Origin of the sequence: Chitinophaga caseinilytica (assembly GCF_038396765.1) — a bacterium.
Taxonomy (GTDB): domain Bacteria; phylum Bacteroidota; class Bacteroidia; order Chitinophagales; family Chitinophagaceae; genus Chitinophaga; species Chitinophaga caseinilytica.
Genome location: NZ_CP150096.1, coordinates 1,167,818 through 1,183,631 on the forward strand (window position 1 = coordinate 1,167,818; position 15,814 = coordinate 1,183,631).

Annotated in this window: 15 protein-coding genes; 11 read left to right on the plus strand and 4 right to left on the minus strand. The window is 55.4% G+C overall.

Annotated elements, in window-relative coordinates; translation table 11 throughout:
* Window position 1 precedes the first annotated feature (1 nt).
* The 4 genes from WJU22_RS05015 to WJU22_RS05030 are packed head-to-tail and all read left to right on the plus strand — an operon-like array spanning window position 2 to window position 6,291.
* Window positions 2–610: a TetR/AcrR family transcriptional regulator gene (locus WJU22_RS05015; protein ID WP_341842165.1), complete on the plus strand. Its 609-nt coding sequence runs from the start codon at window positions 2–4 to the stop codon at window positions 608–610.
* Between the two features lie 22 nt (window positions 611–632).
* Entirely contained in the window at window positions 633–1,994 is a 1,362-nt protein-coding gene (locus tag WJU22_RS05020) for a TolC family protein (protein ID WP_341842166.1), read from the plus strand.
* A gap of 8 nt (window positions 1,995–2,002) precedes the next feature.
* On the plus strand, window positions 2,003–3,067 hold the full coding sequence (locus WJU22_RS05025) for an efflux RND transporter periplasmic adaptor subunit (protein WP_341842167.1): 1,065 nt from the start codon (window positions 2,003–2,005) through the stop codon (window positions 3,065–3,067).
* A 29-nt stretch (window positions 3,068–3,096) separates the two neighbouring features.
* Window positions 3,097–6,291 (plus strand): efflux RND transporter permease subunit, encoded by a 3,195-nt coding sequence (locus tag WJU22_RS05030; protein WP_341842168.1) that lies wholly within the window; start codon window positions 3,097–3,099, stop codon window positions 6,289–6,291.
* 118 nt (window positions 6,292–6,409) lie between these two features.
* Here WJU22_RS05030 and proC read toward each other — a convergent pair whose 3' ends face one another.
* From proC to dusB, 3 genes are all read right to left on the minus strand, one after another.
* Complete coding sequence (proC, locus tag WJU22_RS05035; protein WP_341842169.1) at window positions 6,410–7,210, minus strand: pyrroline-5-carboxylate reductase; 801 nt, start codon at window positions 7,208–7,210, stop codon at window positions 6,410–6,412.
* Between the two features lie 139 nt (window positions 7,211–7,349).
* Window positions 7,350–7,919, minus strand: a complete 570-nt coding sequence (locus tag WJU22_RS05040; RefSeq protein WP_341842170.1) for an HNH endonuclease — start codon at window positions 7,917–7,919, stop codon at window positions 7,350–7,352.
* Window positions 7,920–7,953: 34 nt separating this feature from the next.
* Window positions 7,954–9,024, minus strand: coding sequence for a tRNA dihydrouridine synthase DusB (gene dusB, locus WJU22_RS05045; protein WP_341842171.1), 1,071 nt, complete (start codon window positions 9,022–9,024; stop codon window positions 7,954–7,956).
* A gap of 81 nt (window positions 9,025–9,105) precedes the next feature.
* Between dusB and WJU22_RS05050 the strand changes: the two genes are divergently transcribed.
* From WJU22_RS05050 to WJU22_RS05070, 5 genes are all read left to right on the plus strand, one after another.
* Window positions 9,106–10,029, plus strand: coding sequence for a CPBP family intramembrane glutamic endopeptidase (locus WJU22_RS05050; protein ID WP_341842172.1), 924 nt, complete (start codon window positions 9,106–9,108; stop codon window positions 10,027–10,029).
* Between the two features lie 4 nt (window positions 10,030–10,033).
* The gene (locus tag WJU22_RS05055) at window positions 10,034–10,264 is read left to right on the plus strand and encodes a putative signal transducing protein (protein WP_341842173.1); all 231 of its coding nucleotides are present in this window, start codon (window positions 10,034–10,036) and stop codon (window positions 10,262–10,264) included.
* Window positions 10,265–10,297: 33 nt separating this feature from the next.
* Window positions 10,298–11,164 carry a phosphatidate cytidylyltransferase gene (locus WJU22_RS05060; RefSeq protein ID WP_341842174.1) on the plus strand — a complete coding sequence of 289 codons (867 nt, stop codon included), beginning with the start codon at window positions 10,298–10,300 and terminating at the stop codon, window positions 11,162–11,164.
* Between the two features lie 65 nt (window positions 11,165–11,229).
* Window positions 11,230–11,886, plus strand: coding sequence for a phosphatidylserine decarboxylase family protein (locus tag WJU22_RS05065; protein WP_341842175.1), 657 nt, complete (start codon window positions 11,230–11,232; stop codon window positions 11,884–11,886).
* Window positions 11,887–11,947: 61 nt separating this feature from the next.
* The gene (locus tag WJU22_RS05070; RefSeq protein ID WP_341842176.1) at window positions 11,948–12,199 is read left to right on the plus strand and encodes a hypothetical protein; all 252 of its coding nucleotides are present in this window, start codon (window positions 11,948–11,950) and stop codon (window positions 12,197–12,199) included.
* 62 nt (window positions 12,200–12,261) lie between these two features.
* On the opposite strand, the gene WJU22_RS05075 is transcribed toward WJU22_RS05070, so the two are convergent.
* The gene (locus WJU22_RS05075) at window positions 12,262–12,957 is read right to left on the minus strand and encodes a YjjG family noncanonical pyrimidine nucleotidase (RefSeq protein WP_341842177.1); all 696 of its coding nucleotides are present in this window, start codon (window positions 12,955–12,957) and stop codon (window positions 12,262–12,264) included.
* A 108-nt stretch (window positions 12,958–13,065) separates the two neighbouring features.
* On the opposite strand from WJU22_RS05075, the gene WJU22_RS05080 reads away from it, so the two are divergent.
* Entirely contained in the window at window positions 13,066–13,773 is a 708-nt protein-coding gene (locus WJU22_RS05080; protein WP_341842178.1) for an SDR family oxidoreductase, read from the plus strand.
* Between the two features lie 151 nt (window positions 13,774–13,924).
* Window positions 13,925–15,802, plus strand: a complete 1,878-nt coding sequence (locus tag WJU22_RS05085) for a BatD family protein (protein ID WP_341842179.1) — start codon at window positions 13,925–13,927, stop codon at window positions 15,800–15,802.
* Window positions 15,803–15,814: the final 12 nt, after the last annotated feature.

Below are 15,814 nucleotides of genomic sequence, written 5' to 3' on the forward strand. Positions count from 1 at the left end.
GATGCGAGACAGGATTCTGGAAACAACGCTGCGCTTGTGCAAAACTTTCGGGGTGAAAAGCATCACGATGCAAGACATCGCCCGGGAATGCGGTATCTCCAAGAAAACAGTTTACGAACACTTCTCCGACAAAAACGAACTGATCGACGAAGTGACCGGCTATATGACCGACACCTACCGCGACCGGCTCGCCGAATGTCACGACGCCGGAAAGAATGCGATCGATGAGCTCGTGATGTCTATCAACCACACCGAGCACATGGCGCGGAGCACCAACCCCGTCCTCCTCTTCGAACTGGAGAAATACCACCCCTCCGCCTGGAAGCGGGTGCAGCATTTCAAACAGGAAGAAATGGCGGCCACCGTGCTCGGCAACCTGGAAAGAGGCATCGCCGAAGGGCTCTACCGGCCCAACCTGCGGACAGACATCATGGTGCACCTGCGGCTCCTCCAGATGGATTCGCTCTTCAACCCGATGCACTTCCCCGCCGCGCAGTTCGAACTGCACGACGTGATGTACCAGCTCACCGTTCATTATATCAACGGCATCGCCACCCCGGAAGGACAGGCGCTGCTGGAAACATACCTTCCTTCCGCCATCACCGCATAACACTATCGTCACAATACACAGCATGAAAAAATGGATCATACCGTTCCTGTTCCTCTCTTCCGCCTGGACCACGAACGTTTACGCACAAACGAAACAGCTGTCGCTGCAGGAGGCCCTCCGTTTTGCGCTGGATCATAACCAGCAGCTGGCCGTCAGCCGCCTGGAAGAGCAGATCGGCAAGCAGAAAACCCTGGAAGTCCGCGCCCAGGCCCTCCCCCAGATCACCGGCAACGCCAACATCACCGACAACATCAAGAAACAGGTGATGGTGCTCCCCGGAGAATTCAACCGCGACGAGCCCGGCAAACCGGTGGCTCTCCCCGTTGGTACCACCTGGAACGCCTCGGCCTCCGCGGAACTGAACCAGCAACTGTTCAACCAGAGCGTTTTCACCGGCCTCCAGGCCGCCCGCTCCGGCGAGGAATATTACACCCTCCAAACGCAACAAACGAAAGAAGTTGTCATCTATAACGTGTCCGCACTGTATTACAGCCTCCTCGTAAAACAGGAAAAACTTAACGTAGTGCAGAGCAATATCGACAAGATGACCAAGCTCGTCGAAACCACCCAAAGCCAGCTAGATAACGGCCTGGCCAAAAGGATCGATCTCGACCGCATCAAAGTGAGCCTGGTGAACTACCAAACCCAGAAAAGCCAGCTGATCAACCAGCTGAAAGTGGACGAGAACAAGCTGAAACAAGCCATGGGCATGCCGGTGGCCGAAGACCTCGAGTTCCCTCCCCTCGCCCTCAGCGACATCGAACAGAAAGCCGCGGTGACGACGGATTTCGGGGAATTCAACCTGTCGAACCGCACCGAATACAAACTGCTGAAGAAAAACGAAGAGCTGCAGGAATTCCAGAAGAAAGCGTACATCGCCGAATACTTCCCCAGTCTTTCCTTCAACGGCCGGTATTCCTATAACAGCCTGAGCGACAAGTTCGACATGTTCAAAGGCAACAACGGCACCGCCAATAATTTCGGCATGGCTTCCATCGGGCTGACATTGAAGATCCCCATCTTCGACGGCTTCGCCCGCCGCAGCCGCGTGAACCAGGCCAATTACACCCTGGAGCAGATCGCCAAAAAACTGGATGCCAACAAAATGGAACTGACCACCGCGTTCGAGAACGCAAGGCTCAGCCTCCTGAACAGCCTCAGCACCATCAAGTCGCAAAAGGAAAACGTAGCCCTCGCCGACGAGGTGTACGCATCCACCCAAAATAATTACAACCTGGGCCTCGCCAACCTGACGGACCTCCTCAACTCGGAGACCTCCCTCGCCGAAGCCCAGAACAGCTATAACGAAGCCCTGCTCCAATATAAACTCGCAGAGCTCGACCTCATCAAATCACACGGTAACCTGCCCTCACTCTTAAACTAATGCAAGCCATGAAGAAAGTTTTAATCTACGGCACTTTAACTATAGCAGCCCTCGCGGCCATCGTCTGGAAACTCAACGCCAACAAGGCAGCCAACGTCGCCAAGACGGAATTCGTGAAACAAAGCAACTCGGGCGATATTCCCGTGCTCACCGAAAAGGCGACCCGTGTGGATTATGATCAGCAGTTCGCCGCCAACGGCAACTTCGAGCCGTTCAAGGAATTGACCTACCTCGCTGAAGCCGCCGGCCGCATCAATCAACTGCTTGTAGACGAAGGCAGCTACGTAAAACAAGGCCAGATCATGGCGCGTGTAGACGATGAGATCGTAGGTACCGACCTGGCTTCCGCAAAAGCCAATCTCGCACAACTGAGAGTAGATAAAGACAGATATGAGTCCGCTTTCAAAACCGGCGGCGTAACCCAGAAACAAATGGACGACGCCCGCCTCCAGTACGACCTTGCCGTTAGCCGCTACGAAGCCGCCAGCCGCAAAGTGAACGATACGTACGTGAAAGCCCCCATCTCCGGGTTCATCAACGCCAAATACGTGGAAAAAGGAACTTACCTCTCCGCCGGCACCAAAATGTTCGACATCGTAGACGTAAGCCGGCTCAAACTCCGCGTTACCGTTCCGGAAATGCAGGTTGTCAACCTCAACCTGGGCGACAAAGTGAACGTGACCACCAACGTATACCCCGAAATCCAGTATACCGGCAAAATCACCTTCATCGCCGCCAAAGGCGACCAAACACTCAGCTACCCGGTAGAAATGGAAGTGACCAATATCAACGGCAAGCAACTCAAAGCCGGCATGTACGGTACCGCCAACTTCGAAATGCCGAAGCAGGAACCCACCATGCTCATCTCCCGCAACGCATTCGTGGGCGGTGTGAACAGCAACCAGATCTATGTGCTGGAAGGCGGCGTGGCCAAATTGCGCAAAGTGACCGCCGGCCGCATCTTCGGCGATAAAGTCGAAATCCGTGAAGGCCTGCAGGACGGCGAAACCGTGATCACCAGCGGCCAGATCAACCTGACCAACGGAGCCAAAGTAGCCGTGCAGGCACAGTAACGATTTGCTTGACTTAACAAACCGACACAATGAAGATTACAGAAGTATCGATAAAAAGGCCAACGGTAGTGGTGGTGCTATTCACCATCCTGACGCTGCTCGGGCTCATGAGCTACAAGGCGCTCAACTATGAGCTGCTGCCCAAGTTCTCGTCGCCCATCGTGACCATTGCCACCGTATACCCCGGGGCATCGCCCTCGGAAGTGGAATCCACCGTCACCAAGAAAATTGAAGACGCCGTGGCCTCCATGGAAAACATCAAGAAACTGACCTCCAAATCCTCCGAAAGCCTCTCCCTGGTTACGGTGGAACTGAATAACGACGCCGACGAAGACATCGGCCTGCAAGACGCGCAAAGGAAGGTGAACGCCATCCTCGCCGACCTGCCGGGCGATGCCAAACCGCCGTCCCTCAACAAATTCTCCCTCGACGACCTTCCGATCATGACCCTCGCCGCCACGGCGAAAATGGACGACCGGAAATTCTTCGACCTGATCGACAAGCGCATCCAGCCCATGCTGTCCCGCTTGCCCGGTGTGGCCCAGATCTCCCTGATCGGCGGCCAGGAAAGGGAAATCCAGATCAACATCGACCCGAAAAAACTCGAAGCGTACAAGCTCTCCATCATGCAGGTACGCCAGATCGTGACCAACGCCAACCTCGATTTCCCGACCGGTAAGGTAAAAACCACCGATCAGCAGATCCTCGTTCGTCTGGCCGGTAAATATAAAGACGTAGACCAGCTCCGCGCCCTCGTACTCACCACCACCGCCTCCGGCACCCAGGTGCGCCTGGGCGACGTGGCCGATGTGCAGGATGCGCAGAAAGACGCAGAACGCCTGGCGCGGGTAGACCGCGACGCGTCTATCGCCCTCATGGTGCAGAAACAGTCGGACGCCAACGCCGTAACCGTTTCCGAAGAAATCCACAAATCCATCGCGAAAATCGAAAAAGAATATGAAGCGGCCGGATTGAAGATCAAGATCGCGAACGACAACTCCGTGTTCACCCTCGAGTCTGCCGACTCCGTGATCCATGACCTCATCATCGCCGTACTCCTTGTGGCGGCCGTGATGATGCTCTTCCTCCACAGCCTGCGCAACGCCATTTTCGTAATGATCTCCATCCCCGCGTCGCTCATCGCCACGTTCATCGGGATGAAATTGTTCGGCTTCTCGCTCAACCTCATGTCTTTGCTCGGCCTTTCGCTGGTAGTAGGTATCCTTGTGGACGACGCCATCGTGGTGCTCGAAAACATCTACCGCCACATGGAGATGGGGAAAAACAAAGTGCGCGCGGCGTTCGATGGCGTGAAGGAAATCGGGTTCACCGTAACTTCCATTACGCTCGTAATCGTGGTAGTGTTCCTCCCGATCTCGCTGACCAACGAACTGGTAAGTAAAATCCTCCGCGAATTCTGCGTGGTAGTGATGATATCGACCATGCTGTCGCTGCTGACATCGTTCACCATCGTGCCGCTGCTGGCTTCCCGCTTCGGTAAGCTCACGCATCTCACCGGCAAGAACTTCTTCGAGAAATTCATTCTGTGGTTTGAACGCCAGCTGGATAAATTCACCCGTTGGATGACCGGCATGCTGAAATGGGCGCTGGCACACAAAACGATCACCCTCGTTGGTTCCGTAGTGCTGCTGCTGGCTTCTTTCCAGCTCGTGGGCCGCGGGTACATCGGCGGCGAGTTCATCCCGAAAGGCGACCGCGGCCAGTTTATCGTGATGCTCGAAATGCCGAAAGACGCATCCCTCGAACAAACCAACCAGGCTACCCTGAAAGCGGAAGCCTTCCTGGAGAAAAAACCGGAAGTGACTTCGCTGATCACCACCGTGGGCCAGACTTCGGAAGACGGTTTCGGTACTTCCCAGTCTACCGCCTACAAATCGGAAATCACCGTTCAGCTGATAGATCTGCACAAGCGTGAAGCGGCAGACCTCATCGCCACCCGCGTGAAAAAAGAGCTGAAAGCGGCCCTCCCCGGCGTGAAGGTGAAAACCACCTCCGTGAGCATCATGGGTACGGCAGAGCGTGCGCCCATCGACGTGATCGTGATGGGTACCGATCTCGACTCGGTGTTCAAATTCGCGAAAGCGGGCATGGCAGAGCTGCAGAAGATCGAAGGCGCCACGGAAGTGAAACTGTCTGTGGAAGAAGGAAACCCCGAGATCAACGTGCAGGTAGACCGCGACAAGATGTCGGCACTCGGCCTCACGCTCGAAAACGTGGGCGGTACGATGCAGACCGCGTTCAGCGGTACGGCCGACGACTCGAAGGTGAAATTCCGCCAGGGAGAATATGAATACGACATCAACATCCGTTTCGGCGACTTCAACCGCCGCAACATCCAGGACGTTTCCAATATCGATTTCAAGAACGACAAAGGTGAGCTGGTGAAACTGGCGCAATTCGCGACCATCACCGAAGGTTCCGGCCCGAGCCGCCTCGAGCGCCGCGACAAGAGCACCTCGGTGTCTATCCAGAGCCAGGTGATGGGTAAGCCCGCGGGTACGGTAACCCAGGAGTTCGTGAAAAAGCTCAACGAGCTGCCGAAACCCATGGGCGTAAGCTTTGTGCTGGGCGGCGACGCCGAAAACCAGGGCGACTCGTTCTCTACCCTCGGTGTGGCACTGCTCATCTCCATTATTATGGTGTACCTCATCATGGTGGCGCTGTACGACAACTACATCTATCCTTTCGTGGTGATGTTCTCCATCCCGCTGGCCATCATCGGTGCCTTGCTGGCGCTGGCGTTGACCAACAATACGCTGAACATCTTTACCATCCTGGGTATGATCATGCTGATCGGTCTGGTGGCGAAGAACGCGATCATCCTCGTCGACTTTACCAACCAGATGAAGGAAGAAGGCCAGAGCACTTACGACGCGCTCATCCACGCCAACCACGCCCGTCTCCGCCCGATCCTCATGACCACCATCGCGATGGTGATCGGTATGTTGCCGATCGCTCTGGCAACGGGTGGTGTGGCCTCGACCAAGAACGGCCTGGCATGGGTGATCATCGGTGGTCTCATCACCTCGATGTTCCTCACGCTGATCGTGGTGCCCGTAATTTATTATGTGGTAGACAAGGCGATGGCGAAGTTCGGTATGGGACGTATTTCCAAGAAACGTTACATCCGCCAGCGGATGGTAGCGCCTACGGAACAGGAAATCGAATCGCGCGACCTGCAATCCGCTTCGATGATGAACTGATAAAATACTTGCATAAGTGATAATAGTGTTACAAACAGTGTAACAGTTGTAGGTTTAACTAAATGGCCGGGATATTCTTATCCCGGCCTTAGTTTTTTATGCAAATATCTGAAGGGTGTTAGCCTTTGACGATCTTGTTGTACGAACTGGTGATCCCTTTGATGAGCGAGGAGCTGAAGCCCTGGTGTTCCATTTCGTTGAGGCCCGCGATGGTGCAGCCTTTAGGGGTTGTAACCTTGTCAATCTCGGCTTCCGGATGGCGGTTGCCTTTGATGAGCAGTTCGGCGGCGCCTTTCACCGTTTGTGCGGCGATGAGGTTGGCCGTGGCCGCGTCGAACCCGATCTCGATGCCGCCCTGGATGGAGGCGCGGATGAAACGGAGGGCATAGGCGATGCCGCAGGCGCCGAGCACGGTGGCGGCGTCCATGAGCTTTTCGTCGATGGAAACGGTAACGCCCAGCTGGTCGAACATTTCCTTCACGAAGGCCGTCTGTTCTTCGGTGACGTTGCGGCCGCAGATGCAGGTAATGGACTCCTGGATGGCGATGGCGGTGTTGGGCATGGCCCGGAAGATGGGCAGGCCGGGCAGCGTGATCTTTTCGAGATCGTCGAGCAGCACGCCGGTCACCACGGAGATGAGGAGCTGTTTGTCTGCATCGAAGCTGGCGCGGAGCTCGGTGAGGACTTCCTTAACGTTATAGGGTTTGAGGGCCACTACCACCACGTCTGCTTCGCGGATGGCTTTGGCGTTATCTGATTCCACATGAACGCCCTGCTCGCGCAATGCGGCCAGGGTAGCGACGTTGCGCTTGGTAACGGTGATTTCTCCGGCCTGGGAGAACCCGCTTTTGAGGAGGCCTTCCGCGATGGCGGAACCGAGGTTGCCGCCGCCGATGATGGCGATTTTCTTGCCTGACATAGTCTACTGATTTGGAAGAGTAAGGTACGGTAAAACCCCCGTTCCTGCAAACCCCGCCAAAAATGAGAAAGCCCCCGGCAAGCCGGAGACTTTCGTCAGACAACATCAAAAAATATGACCATTCCTGATGACTCAGGCGTTAATCCAATGTTACGTGGCTCCAGTTTTCGCCGCTTTTGATCCGGTACAGCTGCATTTCGCTGATGGAAAATTGCTCTGCGATCTGCTTCATCGTTTTCCGCCCCGGCTTGTGCAACAGGCGCTTGATGCTCTTCACCTTGGCGATGTTCAGCTTCAGGCCTTTGGTACGGTGGCGCTGCTGCTCCTTGTAAGCAAGCTTCGCCGGGCTGTTTTGCTGGTGCTGCTCCATTTCCTCCTTGGTGGCCCAGCGGAGGTTGGAGACTTTATTGTTCTTCTTGTCGTAATCGAGATGGATGACGTATTTCTGCGAACGGCTGGTTTTGGGGATGAACAGGCGCGCCACTTCGCGGTGGAGGTAGAGCGACTGGTACGTGTCGGCCGGTTTGATGTTCAGCACCGTATAGCCTTCCACGGTAGAGCCGTTGAGCAGCCTTCCGTCTTCCTTGCTTTCCTGGTAACTCATCACCCTTCCCATATTGGAAACCGCGTAACGTTTACGCAGGGCAGATTTGTTTTTGATCTGCAAGTCTTTCCAGACCTCATTTTTCAAATTTTTGATTGTGGCCATTGTGAAAGCAATTTATATGGTTCATTTCTGGGGTTCAGTCCGGAACTTCACAACTCAGTTCTCTCTCCGGATGATTCGCTGTTGCTTCTATGCCAGCCATTGGGGCCATCGTCCTCTCAAATATATGATCTTTGTACTGATATGCTACGGCATCCAGGACCTCCTCGATCTTAGGGGCCGTAGTGCAAGTTACTAATTGTGCACGGAATTCTTTGATGTGCGGCAGTCCTTTCAGGTAATTCGTGTAATGCCGTCTCATTTCGAGGATGCCGACCACTTCCCCTTTCCATTGGATCGACCGGCGGAGGTGTTCCTTGCACACGTCTACCCGCTCGGAAACCGTGGGCGGCGGCAGGTGCTGGCCGGTACGGATGAAGTGCTTGATCTCATTGAAAATCCAGGGGTACCCGATGGCCGCGCGGCCGATCATCACCCCGTCTACCCCATATTTTTCCCTCGCCGCCACCGCCTGCTCGGGCGTGCAGATGTCTCCGTTGCCGAAGATGGGAATGTTAATGCGGGGATTGTTCTTGACTTTGCCGATGAGCGTCCAGTCTGCATGGCCCTTGTACATCTGCGTACGGGTGCGGCCGTGGATGGTGAGCGCCTTGATGCCCACGTCTTGCAGCCTTTCCGCCACTTCCTCGATGTTTTTGGTATCATCGTCCCACCCAAGGCGGGTTTTGACGGTAACGGGGAGCCTGGTGGCCTTTACGACGGCTTCGGTGAGGCGGACCATCTTGGGAATATCCTTCAGAATACCGGCGCCGGCGCCTTTACAGGTGACTTTCTTCACTGGGCAGCCGAAATTGATGTCGAGCAGGTCGGGGTTGGCGGCTTCCACGATCTGGGCGGCCATGGCCATGGGCTCTTCGTCTCCCCCGAAGATCTGGATGCCGACGGGGCGCTCGAAATCGAAAATATCCAGCTTCATCCGGCTCTTGATGGCGTCGCGGATGAGGCCTTCCGAGGAAATGAATTCGGAATACATCAGGTCTGCCCCCTCGCGCTTGCATACCGCACGGAACGGCGGATCGCTCACATCTTCCATGGGGGCCAGCAAAAGCGGAAACTCACCCAGTTCTATATCTCCAATTTTCACCATATAATTGCTGCCGGTTAGAATTTATTCTGACAAAACTGATAAATGCCCTGTAAATTTACGCAAATTTAGCACAGCGAAAGTATGATGGACTTTATACGGAAGGCGTCCCCGTTCGGACAACTGGCGATTTTATTGGGATTGATGTCTGTCTGCTACATGGCGTACGGTATCATCTTCCTGGAAGTATTCCCGGCTATCAGCGGGGGCTATACGATGTTGCAGGCGCAAGACCCTGCCGTCATCAAAATCCCTTCCGTCGCCGCCGCCCTTCGTATATCGCAATTCTTTTATACGTTTATCGTGTTCCTCGTGCCCGGCGCCCTTTTCGCCCTGGCCATGGACCGGCCGGCACAATACCTCGGCATCAACCGCGGGCTTCCCTTCCTCCAGCTGGTGCTTTCCCTGCTCATCCTGCTTTGCTCCCTGCAACTGGTAGGCGCATCCGTGGAATGGAACAAACTGATCGGCTTTTCGCAGAAATTCGAGGAAATGGAAAAGCTGGCCGAGCGGCAGACCAAAGCCCTGCTCGTAATGCCCGATGGCTGGACGATGGTCCGCAACCTCTTCCTCATGGCCCTGTTGCCTGCCATCGGCGAAGAAGTGTTCTTCCGCGGATGCCTGCAAACGATCGTTCAGCGGCTGGTGCGGAACGGCTGGGTGGCGGTGTTGATCACGGCGGTCATCTTTTCGGCCGTTCACCTGCAGTTTATCACTTTCCTGCCCCGTGTAGTGCTGGGCTTCGCGATCGGCGCGGTGTTCCTCGTATCGGGGAACCTCTGGCTGGCCATCGCGGCGCATTTTCTCAACAACGGCATGCAGGTAGTATTGTTTTATCTTTACCAGAACAAACTCATCAGCAAAGACCCTTCCGCCGACGAAACAGTGCCCGTATACCTCGCCGTTTTCAGCGCCGTCATCACGGGGCTCCTCATTTGGAGGCTCCAGCAGCGCGCGAAACAGGCCGGGTACAACTGGAAAACGGCATTGGCGGGACCAAAAAACTAACATTATGGAAAAAGACTGGGTAAAAGTGTACGCAAGCAACATCGCCTACGAATCCGAGATCATCCGCGGCATGCTCGACGAAAACGGGATCGAAGCCGTGATCGTCCCCCGGCAGGATTCATCTTTCGTTACCATGCTTCCGGGGATGGACGAAGTATATGTGCACGTCTCCAACGAGGCGCAGGCCAAACAGCTCATCGCAGAAAGCCGCCCCGAGCCCGGGAAAACGGAATAAACCGGGAATCGCCGGTTCACTTTAAATCAACACATGAAGACTTTCATTACGCGGACCATCACCGCCCTGTTTTTCGTGGCCATCATGCTGGGAGGCATTTTATGGTCGGGACTATCCTTTTTTACCCTGTTTTTCATCATCAATTTCTTTGCGCTGCGCGAATATGCGAGCCTGGTGCGCCATATCGATCCCGACTACACGGAAATTTCGCCCTGGCACCGCAATGGCGTGCTGGTGGCGGGATGCGCATTGTATATGTCTATTGCCGGCGACCGGTTCGGGTACGACGGGTTTTCGCTGGGCGAGATCGGCTGGGTGTTGACGTTTATTTTTCTGCTGGTGATGCCGCTGGGGGAAATCCTCATGGGCAAGAATTTTTCGCTGAAAACGATCGGTTATTCGCTGCTGGGGCTGTTGTACGTGACCGTCCCCTTCGGGATGCTGGTGGATATGAGCTTTTCACATGACGTTGTGCCCGGCTTCGGCCAGCAGTACGTATGGCTGTATCCGCTCACCCTGATCTGCGCCATCTGGATCAACGATACCATGGCTTACATCGTAGGCTCCCTCATCGGGAAAACCCCCTTCGCCCCGGCCATTTCGCCGAAAAAGACGATCGAGGGGACCGTTGGCGGGATGATCCTCGCGGTAGCGGCAGCCGGCGTGTTCGGTCATTTCTGGGGGTATCAGTGGATGCCGCTGCAACACTGGATCGCCTTCGCGGCTATCGCGGCGGTCTTCGGGACGGCGGGCGATCTGCTGGAATCGCGGCTCAAAAGGCTGGCGGGCGTAAAAGATTCGGGGAGCATCATGCCGGGGCACGGCGGGTTCCTCGACCGGTTCGATTCCCTGCTCGTGGCCGCCCCCATCGCCTGGATCTACATGCGGCTCTTCTTCTGATAAACATTTTTCTTCATACCTTCGTACCGCCTCTTTTAAAAAGGCCAGATAAAATCTACTGAATCATGACGATCCACCGTGAGGGCACCGCTACCATCGCCCTAACATTCGCCGTACTGGCGCTGCTCAACATCGCAGTGTTCTATTTCCTTTTCGATACGCCGGTACTGTGCTATACGCTGCTGGGTATTTCCATCGTGTTTTTCCTGTTCATCGTTTCCTTCTTCCGCATCCCCTCCCGCGAAATGAAATTCGACGAACGGCAGGTGATCGCCCCGGCAGACGGGAAGATCGTCGTGATCGAGGAAACCTACGAACCGGAATATTTTAAAGACAAGCGCCTCCAGGTGTCGATCTTCATGAGCCCGGCCAACGTGCACGTGAACCGCAACCCCATCAGCGGCAGCGTGAAACTCAGCCAATACCACGCCGGCAAATACCTCGTGGCCTGGCACCCGAAAGCCTCAACGGAGAACGAACGCCATACGGTCGTGATCGGCAACGGCAAAACCGACATCCTCGTGCGCCAGATCGCCGGCGCCCTCGCACGCCGCATCGTCAATTACCTGAAACCCGGTATGGACGTGAAGCAGAACACCGAAATGGGATTCATTAAATTCGGCTCCCGGGTAGACCTGTACCTGCCCATCGGCACCAAAGTGAACGTGAACCTCGAACAAATCGTTCGCGGCGGCCAAACCGTGATCGCTGAATTAGCATGATGATTTTAACGTTTCTTTTCAAAAGGGAAGCCGTATCTTCAATCATACAAAGACACACCGCATGAAACAATTCTTTTTGACGCTCTCCGCCGTAGCACTGCTCGCCGGCCCGGCACTCGCCCAGGAAAAGCCTGTTGCGACAAAAAAGGCTCCCGCCAAAAAAGAGGAAGCCTGCCACAAGGGTAAAGATGCATCGTGCTGCCAGAAAGAGACCGCCGCCAAAGGCAAATCCTGCTGCATGCCGATGCCCTCCCGCTCGCAAGCCGCCGCCAAAGCCTCGGCCGCCAAAAAGAAAACTGCGGACAAAAGCTGACTTTTTGCAGCCATTATATTGGGAAGTCCCGGTAGCATTACGTTACCGGGATTTTTTTGTGCCTATAATATGCTCTTCAGCTCGGAAAGGTTTTTGATAGTGTAAGTCGGGGAAACGCCCTGCTGTACGAGGTTCGGCGCAAAATACACCTGGTCCATCCCCGCTTGCTGCGCACCGAGGATGTCTACCTCCAGCGTGTCGCCGATCATGATGCTGTCTGCCGCCGTGGTGTTCGACAATTTCATCGCAAAATCGAAAATTTCGCGGTGCGGCTTCAGCGAGCCCGCGCTCTCGGAAGTCACGATATGCGTAAAGTAATGCCCGATCCCGGAGTGCTGCAGCTTCAGTTTCTGTGTTTCCTCAAACCCGTTTGTGATCAGGTGGAGGGGATATTTTTTATCGCGCAGATAATCCAGTACCTCTACCGTATCTGGGAAAAGGGCGGTTTTGGTGGGGAGGATTTCCAGGAACCGCTCGCTGAGGGTTTGGCACAGCTTGTCGTCGCACAGCTTGAAGGCAAGGAAAGTTTGCGTGAAGCGTTTGATGCGCAGCTCGTTGCGGTTGATGAAGCCCTTGCGGAAGCGGTCCCACAGCTTATCGTTGATCTCCGAATACACCGCGAAGAAATCTGCGTAGGAGGAAATGCCTTTGCCGGCAAGGTTATGCTCGTAAAAAAGTTCCTGCAGGGTGGCGTTGGAGTTGGCTTCGAAATCCCAAAGGGTATGGTCCAGGTCGAAAAAAATATGTTTATATCTCATGATGGGTCCGTTCGTTGGCTAAAGTGGTGAAAGGCAAAGGTACGACAAATCCATTTTTCCCTTATTTTGCCGTATTAAAAGCGTATTAACAACAAGACACACAAGGGTATGTATGCAATCATCACAGGCGCCAGCAAAGGCATCGGGAAAGCGGTAGCGGAGAAGCTGGCGGCGGAAGGGTTTGACGTGGCGATCTGCGCCCGGGGCGCAGCGGCGCTGGAAGGAACGGCCCGCGGCATCCGGGAGCAAAGCCCCGCCGCCAGGGTACTGGCGCTGCCAGTGGATATGGGCGACAAGCAGGCCGTGCTGGCTTTTGCCGACGCCGTTCGCCGCGAATTCGGCGAGGCGCCGGCCATCCTCGTCAACAATGCAGGCATCTTCGTGCCGGGGGCGGTGCATGAGGAGGAAGACGGTCACCTGGAAAAGATGATGGCCGTGAACCTCTACAGCGCCTATCACCTCACGCGCGCCTTCATCCCCGCCATGAAATCGGCGAAGAAAGGCCACGTTTTCAACCTTTGTTCCACGGCCAGCCACACGGCGTACCCGAACGGCGGGTCGTACAGCATCACCAAATTCGCCCTGCTCGGGTTTTCGAAAAACCTGCGGGAAGAAATGAAACTCCACGGCGTGAAAGTCACCTCCATCAGCCCGGGCGCCGTGCTGACGGCCTCCTGGGAAGGGTTCGACGGGCCGGAAGACCGGCTCATGGAGCCGGCAGACGTGGCGTCTATGCTCTGGGCAGCGTATAACCTCAGCGCCCAGGCCGTGATCGAAGACATCCTGATGCGCCCTCAGCTCGGGGACCTCGGGTAATTGCCGGATGACGCCCAAATCCTTTACTGTAGCCATTTTCAAGCTGCTTTTTTAACTTACTTTTAACTTGTCCGCGGCAAAGGCCGGCCAGGCATTGGTTAAATTTGTCATAGATGAAGTTTTATATCGCCAGATTGAGAAAAATCTCGTTTTGCTCTTCGCCGTACTGCTGACGGCGGCAGGCGCCAGCGCCCAGGAATTTCGCTTCACCGCGCAAGTCAACACCAATGTGATTGCGCAGGATGAATATGTGCAAGTCCAGTTTACGCTCATCAACCCCACGAACCTCAGCGAATTCAAAGCGCCCGCGTTCAAGGGCTTTGAAGTGGTGCAGGGGCCTTCGCAACAGCAGGGCATGTCTAACGACAACGGGCGTGTCACCACCTATTATGCATTTTCTTACACCCTGGCCCCTACGCAGCCCGGCAACTTCACCATTCCCGGCGCCACGGCGCGGGTGGATGGCAGAACGGTGCGCAGCAATCCCGTTTCCATCGAAGTGACGAAAGCCGGAACGCCCATAAAGCCGCAGGCGCAACAACCCGCCCAGCCGAATTACCCGCAGCGCCGGTATCCCGGAGAAGCACACCCCGGCGTGCTCCGCCCGGGCGACGATGCCAAGGAACAGTTGCGGAAAAACGTGTTCGTACGGGTGGAAGTGGATAAAACCAACGTATTCGAAGGTGAACAGATCACCGCTACCTATAAATTGTATACCCGGCTGCCGACGAACTCCAGTGTTACGAAAGTGCCCGCGTTCAAAGGGTTTTCCGCCAAAGACATGGACATTCCCAATCCGCCGCGGCCAACCGAAGAAATGGTGAACGGCGTGCCTTTCAATGTGTTCGTGATCCGCAAGACCTTACTGTTCCCCCTGCAATCCGGCGAGCTGGAACTGGACCCCGCGGAAGTGGATAACCAGGTCCATTTCGTGAAAGTAGGCGGCAGCGGCCAGCGCAAACGCGCGCAAACCAACGATCCGTTCCAGGATTTATTTGCGGACGATCCCTTCTTCGATCAACCCGAAGCCGAGATCGTGCCCTACAGGATCCAGAGCCCCGTGGTGAAAGTGCAGGTGAAACCGCTGCCGGCAGAAGGCAGACCGGCCAGTTTCAATGGCGCGGTTGGGCAATTCACCATGAACGCTACGCTGGATAAGGAACAACTGAGCACAGACGATGCGCTTTCGCTGAAAGTGGCCATCAGCGGGCGTGGCAACGTGAACCTGCTGAACGCTCCGCCGCTCGACATTCCGGCCGCATTCGAAAAATACGATCCCACCGTTACCGACAATATCGAAAAGAACAGCAATCCCCTCAGCGGCAGCCGCACGTTCCAATATGCGCTCATGCCCCAGCAGAAAGGCGATTACAACCTGAAACCGGTCGAGTTTTCCTACTTCGATCCCGCGGCGAAAGCTTATAAAATCATCACATCCGCGCCGTTCAGCGTTCATGTGGTGCAAGGGAAGGAAGTGAAGAAAGAAAAAGCCGATTTCGGTGGACAAACAGACCTGGCAGGCATCCGTACCAGCGGTACGAAATGGAGCAAGCAGCGCCCGTTCTTCTTCGGGAAGCCCCTGTTCTGGGTGCTGTTCCTGCTGCCGGTGCTGGCCATTGCCGGGGTAGCGTATTACCGCCGCCGCGAGCAGTACAACACGAACAATGCCGCGCTCCTTCGCCATCGCCACGCCAACAAGGTGGCCCTGAAACGCCTGGAGCTGGCGGCGCGTTATCTGAAGGAAGGAAAAGACAAGGCTTTCTACGAAGAAACATCGCGCGCGTTGTGGGGCTACCTCAGCCATAAACTCCGCATCCCCATGGCCGAAATGTCGAAACAGCAGGTGGATGATAAATTGACGAAACTTCGCCTCAGCGATGTCGCCAAAGAAAAACTCTTCGCGCTGACAGACCGTTGCGAACGGGCGCTCTACGCGCCGGGAGACTCCGTGGAGCTGCGCCAGGGCGCTTACCAGGAAGCCGTTGAAGTGATCACCAATATCGAAAACGAAATCAAAGGACGGGCGTAAACCACGCCGGAA

Excerpts from the sequence above, each read along its gene's own strand:
- dusB (WP_341842171.1), bottom strand. The coding sequence starts at position 9,024 with ATGGTGAAAATTGGAGATATAGAACTGGGTGAGTTTCCGCTTTTGCTG.
- WJU22_RS05040 (WP_341842170.1), bottom strand. The coding sequence starts at position 7,919 with ATGGCCACAATCAAAAATTTGAAAAATGAGGTCTGGAAAGACTTGCAG.
- WJU22_RS05020 (WP_341842166.1), top strand. The coding sequence starts at position 633 with ATGAAAAAATGGATCATACCGTTCCTGTTCCTCTCTTCCGCCTGGACC.
- WJU22_RS05070 (WP_341842176.1), top strand. The coding sequence starts at position 11,948 with ATGAAACAATTCTTTTTGACGCTCTCCGCCGTAGCACTGCTCGCCGGC.
- WJU22_RS05055 (WP_341842173.1), top strand. The coding sequence starts at position 10,034 with ATGGAAAAAGACTGGGTAAAAGTGTACGCAAGCAACATCGCCTACGAA.
- proC (WP_341842169.1), bottom strand. The coding sequence starts at position 7,210 with ATGTCAGGCAAGAAAATCGCCATCATCGGCGGCGGCAACCTCGGTTCC.
- WJU22_RS05025 (WP_341842167.1), top strand. The coding sequence starts at position 2,003 with ATGAAGAAAGTTTTAATCTACGGCACTTTAACTATAGCAGCCCTCGCG.
- WJU22_RS05060 (WP_341842174.1), top strand. The coding sequence starts at position 10,298 with ATGAAGACTTTCATTACGCGGACCATCACCGCCCTGTTTTTCGTGGCC.
- WJU22_RS05015 (WP_341842165.1), top strand. The coding sequence starts at position 2 with ATGCGAGACAGGATTCTGGAAACAACGCTGCGCTTGTGCAAAACTTTC.
- WJU22_RS05080 (WP_341842178.1), top strand. The coding sequence starts at position 13,066 with ATGTATGCAATCATCACAGGCGCCAGCAAAGGCATCGGGAAAGCGGTA.
- WJU22_RS05065 (WP_341842175.1), top strand. The coding sequence starts at position 11,230 with ATGACGATCCACCGTGAGGGCACCGCTACCATCGCCCTAACATTCGCC.
- WJU22_RS05030 (WP_341842168.1), top strand. The coding sequence starts at position 3,097 with ATGAAGATTACAGAAGTATCGATAAAAAGGCCAACGGTAGTGGTGGTG.
- WJU22_RS05075 (WP_341842177.1), bottom strand. The coding sequence starts at position 12,957 with ATGAGATATAAACATATTTTTTTCGACCTGGACCATACCCTTTGGGAT.
- WJU22_RS05050 (WP_341842172.1), top strand. The coding sequence starts at position 9,106 with ATGATGGACTTTATACGGAAGGCGTCCCCGTTCGGACAACTGGCGATT.